Raw genomic sequence first — 10021 nt, 5'->3', positions numbered from 1 at the left:
GGATTCCGGGATGCATGAGGTCTGCTTAAGGTGAGTGAGTGTGTGGGGGTGAGGGTTATGGGGGAATGGGGGTTATGGGTGTGAGTGGAATATGTGGTGTGGTGTGTGGGGAGTGAGTGTGTGTGGGAGTGGGTGAGAGTGAATGTGGGGAATGGTGGTGGGGCCTGCGGACTGGTTGTCGAGGCCCCACGCGGACGCAAGCGAGCGCGGCTGCGCCGCGGTCGCGTGGCGCGGCCGGGTCAGTCGCGCGGGCGTTTGTCGTCTCGTGGTGGGCGGGTGTCGGGGACGGTCATGAGCGGGTGGCCGGACAGCGCGAGGCCGATGAGCAGTCCGACGATGAAAATGAGCAGGTCGTGCACGCGAAACTCCTTGCAGGTGAGGATGGGTGGTGGCCGGTCCGTCGCGGGAGGGCGTCACCGCGACGAACCGGAGATCGGGACTCGCCTGTGTCAGGCGGCGACGGCCTGGCGCGTGGGCGGGGTCACGAGGCCGAGCCACACGCGGCATTCGGTGCAGAACCCGTCGTCGTGGATGGCGCGGATGCGGGTGCATCCCTCACACCGGGCCTGACGCTGCCCGGCCCCGGTCACCGGGCCGCGACGGCGCCGTGTCGCAGGCTTGGCCTGTGCCGCACCGGTTTCGACGTCGGCGCCGCGATCGGCGGCGTGCTCGGTGCGTTCGGGCTGGGGGAGGTGTTCGTCGATGATGGTGGTCAGCCAGCGCGGCGCGCGGCGCCGTGTCTCCGCGAGCAGGGCGGGCGCGGCGCCCGGGTAGCTGGTGGTGAGGAATCGGCAGTAGGTGCGGGCGAGGTCGGGGGCGGTGAATCCGGTGGGGAGTTCGGGCAGGCGCGGGGTGCGCTCGTCGCCGCGGCAGTAGTCGCACAACCCGTCGTCGCTGCGCCGCCGCCCGTTGTCGGAGTGGATCAGGTGCTGGTCGTGGGTGGAGCGTTCGATGAAGCAGGCGATGCAGCGCCACCCGGAGATCGGGGTCATGGCTTCGCGGGTGTAGTCGACACTGTCGCCCTGGAACGGCAACTCGGGCCGCAGATCTCCGCGCACACCGGTGCGGGCGTCGGCGTAGGCGAGCGCCTCGTCCTGGGAAATCCGGCGACTGGGCTTGGCGGCCGCCGCGTCGTGGGTGTGCTGGTCGGCGACGTGGTGCACGAACTCGAGATCCCACCGCGCCCGCACATCCTCGTCGCTGCGCGGCTGCGCGCCCTGCACTCGCACCGACGATGACGGGTTGGGCTCGGCGAGCAGGCCGAGGTCGCGGAACCGCTGCTCGCTGGCGCGGGTACGGGCGAGCTCACGGGCCATGGTGTCGCGGTGCATAGCGTCGGCGACGTAAGCGGCGACGACATCGGGTTCGACGAGCGCGGGTCGGCGTTTGCCGCGGGCACGGACCCGCGCGGTGATCTGTTCGGGTGTCATGCGTGATTTGTCGGTCGCCCGTGACGGCGCGAGGTAGACGCGGGCGGGCGGGTTGCGCCACAACCGGATCGAGGTGCGGTCGGTTTCGGCGACGGTGAGGGGGGCGTAGTCGCGGAAGGCTTCGTCGTCGACGCTGCTGCTGTTGGCGCGGGCGCGCTGTTCCAGGATCGCGATCCGCTCGGCACGTTCGCGCACATAGAGGCCGGGGTCGGTGTCGGGCAGCAGCCACGAAAGCAGCGCGCGTTTGGGTTCGTCGTCGCGGAATGCGGCGTCCAGGCGCAGCAGCGCGGTGCGATACGGGTAGAGGGTGAAGGTTTCGACCATGGCGTCGAGCACGTCCCGCTCAGCCGGGGTGGCGTGGGTGAGTGCGGTGGTGAAGGTGCGCCGCGCGGCGCGGCGGTCACTGGTGATGCGGTAGTCGAGTTCGGCGATGGCGGCGAGGAAGGTGCTGGTTTCGGTCACGAGTTCGTCCTGTCGTCTATCGAGGATGGGCGAGCACCCGCTGGGACCGTCACGGCCCCGATCGAACATGCGGGTGTCGGGCCGGTCGTGGTGACCAGCCGAGGGCGCAAGAACCAGGGCGGGTCACGACGCGCGGGGAATGGCGGAACGCGCCGGGGCGTGCGCGGGCGAATTCCCGCGCACACCAACCGGAATTGCTGGGGCGTGGGGTCGGCGCGCCGGGGAATTCGTGTGCGCCGGGCGCGGGCCGTCACGCGCGGCGCGGCCCGCCCTGGTAGCCCTCGGATGGCTGGTCACCGACGGCCGGCCAGACGCCCGCCCCCGCAACGCAACTCACCCCGCCTGGAACCGGGAGAGGGATCGGGGCGGGGTGAGGACCAAAAAGTGGAGTTGAAAGGCAGTGACTTAGAGTTGCAAGGCGGTGGCTTAGAACGGGGGTGCGTCGTCGCCGAACCCCGCGGCGGCGCCGGCCATCGCCGGCTCCCGCCACGGATCCTCGCCACCAGACGCGGAAGCCGTCGGCCGGTCGAACCCTGTGCTGGTGTCCGTGTCGGGGGTGCCGAACCCGGCGCGGTGCGTCGTCACGGCGCGGCGGGTGCGTGGCCCACCGGATTCGCCCGTGGAGGTGCGGGTGACGGTCGCGGTGGCGAAGCGCAGCGAGGCACCGACCTCGTCGACGTCGAGTTCGACGACGGTGCGTTTGTCGCCCTCGCGGGTGGTGAACGAGCGCTGCTTGAGTCGCCCGGTCACGATGAGACGCGCCCCCCGCGAGAGCAACGACTCGGCGAGGTTCTCCGCTGCCTGGCGCCACAGGTTGCAACGCAGGAACAATGGATCGCCGTCTTTCCACTCCCCGGCGTTGCGGTCGAAATACCGCGGTGTCGAGGCGACGGTGAAATTGACGACCGCCGCGCCAGCGGGGGTGAACTTGAGCTCTGGCGAGTCAGTCAGATTTCCTATGACAGTCAAGACAGTGTCACCGGCCATGAAGATCCTCCTCAATCATCAGCAACAGGATCGGATGGAAACGGGATCGGCCCTGCCGCGCAGCGTGGGCAGGGCCGGAGTGTGGTTATTTGTCGATGGGGATGTCCCGGTAGTCGATGTCGCCGGCGGCGGCCTGTTCGACGTCGACCAACGCGAAATCGTCGTCGGGACCGGCGATGTCGGCGAGCAGGTGCAAATACCGGCTAGTGGACTCGGACCGTGTTCGCCACAGGCTCTTGTCTAGGGTGACTTCCCGGTTGGCCAGTACCATGCCCAGCGCGAGCACCCACGCCCGGTTCACCGAGGCGGACCCGATCACTTTCACCAGTTCCTCGGTCGACCAGCCGACGCCGAGCAGTTTGGTCACCAACTGCAACGCCCCCGGCGCCAGGTTCCGCGCCAGGTATTCGGCGACGAAATGCGCGGCCTGGGTGGGCGGTTTGTTGCGCTGGAAGTAGGTGGTGAGGAATTCCTCGCGCCGCTGGGCCGCGGCGACGCCCCGTTTGTTCAGCTCCCGTACCCGGCGCCGGGCCAACCGTGATTCCTCGCGCGCCGCCGCGGCGCGTTCGGCGGCGGCCAGCGCCTCCTGCGGGTCAGCGGCCTGCGGGACAGGCAGCTGTAGTCCGGTGGTGTCGAGGTGGCCGGTGGGCAGGTAGTAGGCGGGGATCCAGCGGTCGCGCCAGGCGAGCCCGTCGGCGCGGCGCAACCCGTCGCCGGGCTCGGGGTCGTGCTGGGTGTCCCAGTCGACGGTGTCGGGATCGACGAGCGCGCCGGTGGCCGTGTCGACCAGCTCACCGTTTTCCTCGACATCGACCCACACCACCCACCGCGCTGGCTCGGCATACATGTCGTCGTCGGTGACTGGTTGGCCGTCACTACGGACGAGATCGGTGGCGGGCAGGTAGCCGTCCTCGGGGCCGGGTTCGTCGGTGAGGATCCCGAATCCATAGGCGGCGTAGGGAAGTGAGGCGTGCAGGCGGCGGCGTGCTTCGTCGCGGTCGGCGGCGATCGTCTTGGCCGTGTAGTCGAAGTTGTAGCGGGAGGCGGAGGTCAGCTTCTCCACGGCGTCGCTGTCGCCGAGGTTGTCGTAGTCGGCGATGACGGCGAGCTGGTCGAGGCTGTACTGTCCGTTGTCGGCCAGTTCGCGCCCGGTCGCGGACCGGCCGACTGCGGCGAGTTTGCGTACCTCGGCGCGTTTGGTCTGTTGCAGCCCTTTCGCCACCCGTGTGGGTGAGGCACCCAGATCCAGCATGAGCGCGACACCGGCGGCGTAGTCGGCCTGGGTTAGCGGGATCCGGCGTTCGTTGAGGTTGATCTGCGCCATGGTGCGGTCGATGCGACGCTGTTTGGTATCGACGTCGGTGGGCGCGTCGGTGATCCACACCGGAACCCGTGAGACGCCGACGGCTTGGGCAATCAACACCCGCACCTGGCCATCGATCACGTGCACTGTGCCGTCGGGTTCGCGCTCTGCGAGCACCGGTGCACCGACGCCGAACTCGCGGATCGAGTCGGCCTGCTTCGGGTGCTCGGCGACATCGAAGTCTTTGCGCACGTTCTCCGCGATCACCAACTCCTGCGGATCCATATACGCCGCAGTCGCATCTGGCGGAACCTGCGTCCGGCCATCGGAGGGCTCGTGGTCGCCGGTGGTGGTGGGCGCAGGCTGTGAACCAGTGCGCTCGTCGCCAGCCTGATCCCCGGTCGCGGTGGACGTGGTCGAGTCGGTGTCGGGTTCGATGTCGGGGACGACGGTGAGGGCGGTCGAACTCAAGGAAACCTCCTACGAATGACGTACGGCGCGGCCCCACCGATATGGATGGCGGCGGGGCCGCGCCGATCTGGACGGTGAAACGGAATCGGCTGGTTCAGGCGGTTGCCTGGCTCGACGCGCGGGTGACGTTGATCGGGTGCAGGCGCAGCACGCCGTGCTCGTCGTCGAGGTAGGCCCAGTGACGGCCCCGCCACCCGGCGTGCTCGCCGCGCCAACGGTCGGCGACGGCGGAATCCAGCTCGGCGAGGGTGGCGGTCGTGCCCGCGGCGCCACGGTGTTCGAGTCGATCGAATTCCGCGCGGGACAGGGTAGGAACAGAGTTCGCGGACGGCATGAACAGTGACCTTTCTGATCGGAGACAAACGAGGAAACGAAGAAGGAGGCGATGCTGGTTAGCGGTGCAGATCGACGCCGAGCGCGTCGGCGATGTCGTGCGCGTAGTTGACGACAGCGTCGAGCCGGGGTGGGGACGTGCCGTCTCGCAATGTGGTGTCGAGGGAGCGGGCGAACCGGTGCTGTGGGTCGGAGTCGAGGGCTGCGTCCAGCGCGATCGAGGCCAGCACTCCATCGCCTCGGTGATAGGCCGAGAACGCCAGCAGAGCCGCGGCATGGGCGCGTTCGGGATCGGGCAGGCTGCGGGTGAGCAGCGCCCACAACCGTTCAGCCGCGTCGACACGGGCAGTGCCGGCCAGCCCGAGCATGCAATGGCGCACGGCCGCTGTGCGTAAGGCCACGGCGAGGCCGGCCATATCCGCCGGAGTCAGCCCCGAACCCGCCGCGAGCGCGTCAACGTGCGCGACCACCCTCGCGACGGTGTCGGTGATCTCGCTGGGCGCGTGCTGCGTGCGGGTGCCGGTGTCGGCGGCGAGCAGTGCGCGGACCTCGTCGGCCAGCGCCTGATCGGGCTCGATCAGGCGGGTCAGTTCCTCGCGTGAACGACGGATCGGATGTCCCGCGACGACGAACGTGGCGGCGAGCGCCGACGCGTCGGGGTCGGGCACGACGCCGGACTCGGTGCCATCGAGCAGGCTCCACCACCGCGCGCCTGCTTCGATCACGCGGGTCGCCCACGCCGATGCCAGAACAACACCACGTGAGGTGAGGGCGCGGTCGAGGATGTTGACGGTGTGGGTGTGCCTGCTCGGCGGCGCGGACGCTGGTTGCGCGGTGCTGTCGACGATGAGAACCAATACTGCCGATGCGTTTTCGTTCGCGGCGACGTCGGCCAGTTGCGTTACGACGCCGGTGAGCTGCTTGTCGCTGATGTGGAGGTCGTGGCGGGCGATGAGTTTGATGCAGACCTCGTCGGCGGGAGGGCGGCGTTCGAGAAGCGCCACGACCACTGAATCGACCGGGTAAAAGCCGAGCAGGGCCGGCACGGCGGAGATGAATTCACCCGGGGCAGACATGCGTAGCGTCGTCGGCTGAGTCATGAACAATCCCTTCTCTGGACAACGAATCGGAGACGGCCGACACGGCTGACTGGGGCGCTGGCAGCCAGGTCGGCGTGTTCGCAGTCACCTCAGGAAGTGGTGGATGTCGCGGCCGGTGGCGATCAACTCGTGCGGCAGCGCGGTGGTCGCGCTGGTCACTGCCCCTGGCACCGCCAACATCGGAACCCGATGGCGCACCGCGTGTGCCGCGATCGCGGCGGGTTCACCGCCTGGTGTGGACTCGATGATCAGCACTGCTCGCGACAGCGCGGCCAGCAGGCGAGTCTGGGCGCGGCGACGGGCCCGGGTCGGCGACGCGCCGGGCGGGTATTCGGATAGCAAAAGTCCGTTGGTGGCGATGGTGGCGAGTAGTCCGGAATGTCGGGGAGGGTGAGCGACGTCGATCCCGGCCGCGAGAACCGCGACCGGACTGCCGTGCTCGGCTAGTGCGGCTTGTGTGCGGCCGCGGCGACGCCGTATGCGCTGCCCGCCAAGACATTCCAGCCCAGGGTGGTGAGTTCGGCGGCGATCCGGTCGGTGACGGTGCGGCCGTATCCGGTCGCCGCGCGGGAGCCGGTGACGGTGATCGCCCGCGTGGTGAGGGTGTCGAGGCGGGCGGGGCCGCGTAGGTAGAGCGCGAACGGGCCGGATTGTGTGGCGCGGTCCAGCCGCGCCAGCTGCCACGGCCATTCGGCGTCATCGCGAGTGATCAGCCGCGCTCCGAGCTCGTCGAGACGGTCGAGATCGCGGCGCGCGTGCTCCTCGAGACCGGAAGGGATCGCGAAACCGGCGTGTCCGCGGCGGATCCGATCCGCTATCTCGCTGATGGGTCCGGACTGGCACAGCAGGTGGGGTCCGCGCGCGCTGTGGGTGAGCGCGCGGGCGACGAGGGCTCGGTCCAACAGGTCGGAGGTGATGGTGCGGGTCACGACGCTGGCCCTGCTCCGAGGTCGGTGACGATGTCGAGTACGTCGCGTCCGCTGGTCGCCAGGTGCGCGGTGTGTTCACGCAGTAGTTGGTGGCATCCGGCGGAGGTCACTGAGTAGATCGGTCCTGGGACTGCCGCGATGCGCCGATGCAGTCGCTGGGCCCACGACGCGGTGTCGAGGCTTCCCGACCGCGCACCGGCCTCGCAGATCAGCAGACCGGTCGAGAGGGCGGCGATGAGCCGATTGCGTTCGGAGAAGCGGGAGGGCGTCGGTGCTGAGCCGGGCGGATATTCCGACACGATCAGTCCCTGGTCGGCGAGTTGATCGAACATCGCCAGGTTGCCCGCCGGGTGGGCGCGGTCGATCCCGGCGGCCACCACCGCGATCGTGGGCGCCGACGCCGACAGTGCCGCCTCGTGAGCGGCGGTATCGATGCCGTACCCGGCGCCGCTGAGGACACGCCAGCCTCGGTCGGCGAAGTAGGTCGCCATCTCGTGGGCCACACGGATTCCGTAGTCGGAGGCAGCCCGCGACCCCGTGACCGCCATGGTGCGATCAACCGACATCGTGAGTGCCAGCGGCCCGCGCACCCATAACCCCACCGGGGCACGAACGTTCGCGCGTTCGAGGTCGGCGACCGCGGCCGTCGGCCAATCGGGATCGTCGGGAGTCAGAAGCATCGCCTCGGCCGCGGTGGCGCGATCAAGATCCGCTGCCGCCTGCTCGCCCACATCTGATTGGATCTGGAACAGCTCGTGTTCGCTGCACAACCGATCAGCGACGTCCTCGACGTCGGTGTCGGCCAGAAGGATCGACACCGCAAGGGAATTGGTCAACGCGGCACGAGCGGTGACGGCCCACGCGAGACGGCGCCGCGAGGTCAACGGCGTCAAGCGTTCGTCAAAGGCATCGTCGGAAGCCGACACAGTGATCCTCCTGAGGGAAGAGTCGATGGTGGAGTCGAGCAGCGCCGTTCTAGAGCGCTCTACCTAGCTCTGTGACCAGCGAGCGTGACCGGGAGCAGGACCGGCTCGATGCTGTGTGCTCGACACTGGTCAGTGCATCGGTGTTCGCGAGGGAAGAGACGTATGGGTAAGCGCCGCATAGAGGCTGGAGTCAGCAATGTCGAAGAAGGCGCTGTCGACACAGGCGAGATGAGAAGAACGGGTGCGTCCGGAGGGGTGGAACTACGCCCGTTCTCGCCCCTTCGTCCCAGCAACGGTGTGTGAGTGCACCGTGACGACGAAGGGTTGCATCGGGGAAGGGGATAGTGCGAGCCACCCGTGTATCCCCTCGATTCCCCCGATCCCATCGCGAATCCTAGACACCGGCCGCCCGTCGCGGCGGTGAGTGAGCGGACCGCGACTGGAAATATTCGTGTCGCGGTCGCGGCGCTAGGTGAGGTGGGCTCCAGTGTCGTGGAGCATGGTGCGCATCAGCCATCCGGCTTCCGCGCCGACGACGGTGTCGAGCAGATCGCAGAAGACGCGGCAGAACTCGGGGCCGTGCCCCGCTGGGCGGGGTTGCAGGTGGTGGGCCAACTCGTGCAGCACGAGCAGTTCCCGCACGGCACGCTCGCGTAGCGGGACTGCGATCGTGGCGGTGGCAGGCTCGTAGTGTGCGTAGCGGCTGCCGCGCTGCGCACGCACCCGCGCTGGTACTGCGGAGTGCGGGTACCGGGCCTGGATAGAGGGCAACGCCAGCACGGCGTCGAGGTATGCGCTCACGGATTCGACTGTGCCCATGCGTCTTTCGATCGGCACGCTGATCTGGGAGCCGAACAGTTCGACGGTGCGGCCGGGAGTGTGGTCGGCGAGATCGAACAGGGCACGCAGCCGGTGCTCGGCGTCGTAGACCTTGCGGCGTTGCCTGTCGCGTGGCCGTGCGGTCACGACGGCAAACCTTTGCAGGGGCCGTCGATCTGGCCGAGGTCGTGCAGGCGGGCGCGTTGCCCGTCGCGGTCGCCGGCGTCGGCGGCGGCCGGTGCGTGCCCCATAGCTCGTCGGTGGCCAGCCCAGGTGCCTTTCGCGGTTGAGTGTGCGGTGTAGTAGTCGCGCAGCTCGACGTCTTTGTCTCGCAACGCCAACGCTGTGCTCGGTGCTGCCGGTGAGTCGGTGGCGAGGGCGTCGGCGCGTGCCTGGTTGCGGTCGGCGCGTAGGCGTTGTCCGACGCGGGCGGCGAAGGCGCGCTGGTAGGCAAGGCGTGCGGTGACACCGGCGACCGGGTGGCGTTGGTGGGCTGCGGAGTGCAGGTAGGCGCGTGAGCCGCGCACCATCTGGGCGAGCAGATGGGTGTAGAGCAGCTGGGTGGTGTCGATGTCGGAGCCGAGCCCGAAGGCGATCACCCAGGTCGAGTTGTGGGCCGCGTCCACGCGCACGTCGTTGGCGTGGGCATGGCCACGAACAACTGCATAGGTGGCCAGCCCCTTGGTTCCTTTGGCGCCGATCTCGATACGCCGCATCCCCGGCATCGGACGGGCACGGCCGCGGTCGGCGGCAGCGGCACGGGCCACAGCCAGGTCGATGGAATGCTGAGTCGCCAACTGCTGGGCACGTGATAGGAATGCCTCGGCCTCGTGCGGATTGTCGGTGCCCTCGGCCTGGCGCATCAACGCACCGATACGGGTGAGCAACCTGTCGGTATCCGCCATCATTCACCGTCCCCGGTGAACAAGGCGCGGGTGGCGATGATCGCGGCCAGCAAGTCCAGCGGCTGACCACCGCTGTCGCTGGCGGCGGCGTCGCGAACCTTGCGGAGCTTGCGCAGCCGCGAGGCAGGGCGCAGTTCTACACCGAACATCGCCATGCTGTGTTCGCCGCGGGGGGCTCGGATCAGGGTGTAGTCCTCGATCGCGATCCACGCCTCGTACCACGCCTCGGCAGGCTGGCCTTCACGTCGGCCCTCACCGGGCCCCGGATCCGGTGGCGCCCACAGGCGGCAGGAGCATTCCGGGTCGCCGCACGGGCGCCGACTGGGATGCCGGTTGTAGTGATCGGCCTGCCCGCC

At 68.9% G+C, this 10021-nt stretch carries 9 protein-coding genes and 1 pseudogene; all 10 read right to left on the bottom strand.

Annotated elements, in window-relative coordinates; all coding sequences use genetic code 11:
• Positions 1-449 precede the first annotated feature (449 nt).
• Entirely contained in the window at positions 450-1892 is a 1443-nt protein-coding gene (locus NA3_RS34765) for a hypothetical protein (RefSeq protein WP_062969120.1), read from the bottom strand.
• A 426-nt stretch (positions 1893-2318) separates the two neighbouring features.
• A complete protein-coding gene (locus NA3_RS34760) occupies positions 2319-2879 on the bottom strand; it encodes a single-stranded DNA-binding protein (protein WP_062969116.1) in 561 nt (186 codons plus the stop codon).
• A gap of 85 nt (positions 2880-2964) precedes the next feature.
• Positions 2965-4653 carry a ParB/RepB/Spo0J family partition protein gene (locus NA3_RS34755; RefSeq protein ID WP_062969114.1) on the bottom strand — a complete coding sequence of 563 codons (1689 nt, stop codon included), beginning with the start codon at positions 4651-4653 and terminating at the stop codon, positions 2965-2967.
• A gap of 94 nt (positions 4654-4747) precedes the next feature.
• Positions 4748-4987 (bottom strand): hypothetical protein, encoded by a 240-nt coding sequence (locus NA3_RS34750; RefSeq protein ID WP_062969112.1) that lies wholly within the window; start codon positions 4985-4987, stop codon positions 4748-4750.
• A 58-nt stretch (positions 4988-5045) separates the two neighbouring features.
• Positions 5046-6086, bottom strand: coding sequence for a DUF4192 domain-containing protein (locus NA3_RS34745; RefSeq protein WP_084492118.1), 1041 nt, complete (start codon positions 6084-6086; stop codon positions 5046-5048).
• Between the two features lie 84 nt (positions 6087-6170).
• Positions 6171-7015 (bottom strand): annotated as a pseudogene (locus NA3_RS38970) (DNA-processing protein DprA).
• A complete protein-coding gene (gene dprA, locus NA3_RS34730; protein WP_062969104.1) occupies positions 7012-7941 on the bottom strand; it encodes a DNA-processing protein DprA in 930 nt (309 codons plus the stop codon). Before dprA ends, NA3_RS38970 begins: the two are co-directional and overlap by 4 nt.
• Positions 7942-8409: 468 nt before the next feature.
• The gene (locus NA3_RS34725) at positions 8410-8907 is read right to left on the bottom strand and encodes a TIGR04338 family metallohydrolase (RefSeq protein ID WP_062969102.1); all 498 of its coding nucleotides are present in this window, start codon (positions 8905-8907) and stop codon (positions 8410-8412) included.
• Entirely contained in the window at positions 8904-9668 is a 765-nt protein-coding gene (locus NA3_RS34720; RefSeq protein WP_372464306.1) for a DUF2786 domain-containing protein, read from the bottom strand. Before NA3_RS34720 ends, NA3_RS34725 begins: the two co-directional genes overlap by 4 nt.
• Positions 9665-10021: hypothetical protein (locus NA3_RS37915; RefSeq protein ID WP_218021945.1), on the bottom strand; the 357-nt coding region annotated here is incomplete at its 5' end. The genes NA3_RS37915 and NA3_RS34720, both read right to left, overlap by 4 nt.

The sequence above is a fragment of the Nocardia africana NBRC 100379 genome (assembly GCF_001612635.1).
Classification (GTDB): Bacteria; Actinomycetota; Actinomycetes; order Mycobacteriales; family Mycobacteriaceae; genus Nocardia; species Nocardia africana.
The sequence above is the reverse complement of the archived record's forward strand: the minus strand, read 5'-3'. Positions and strand labels throughout refer to the sequence as shown.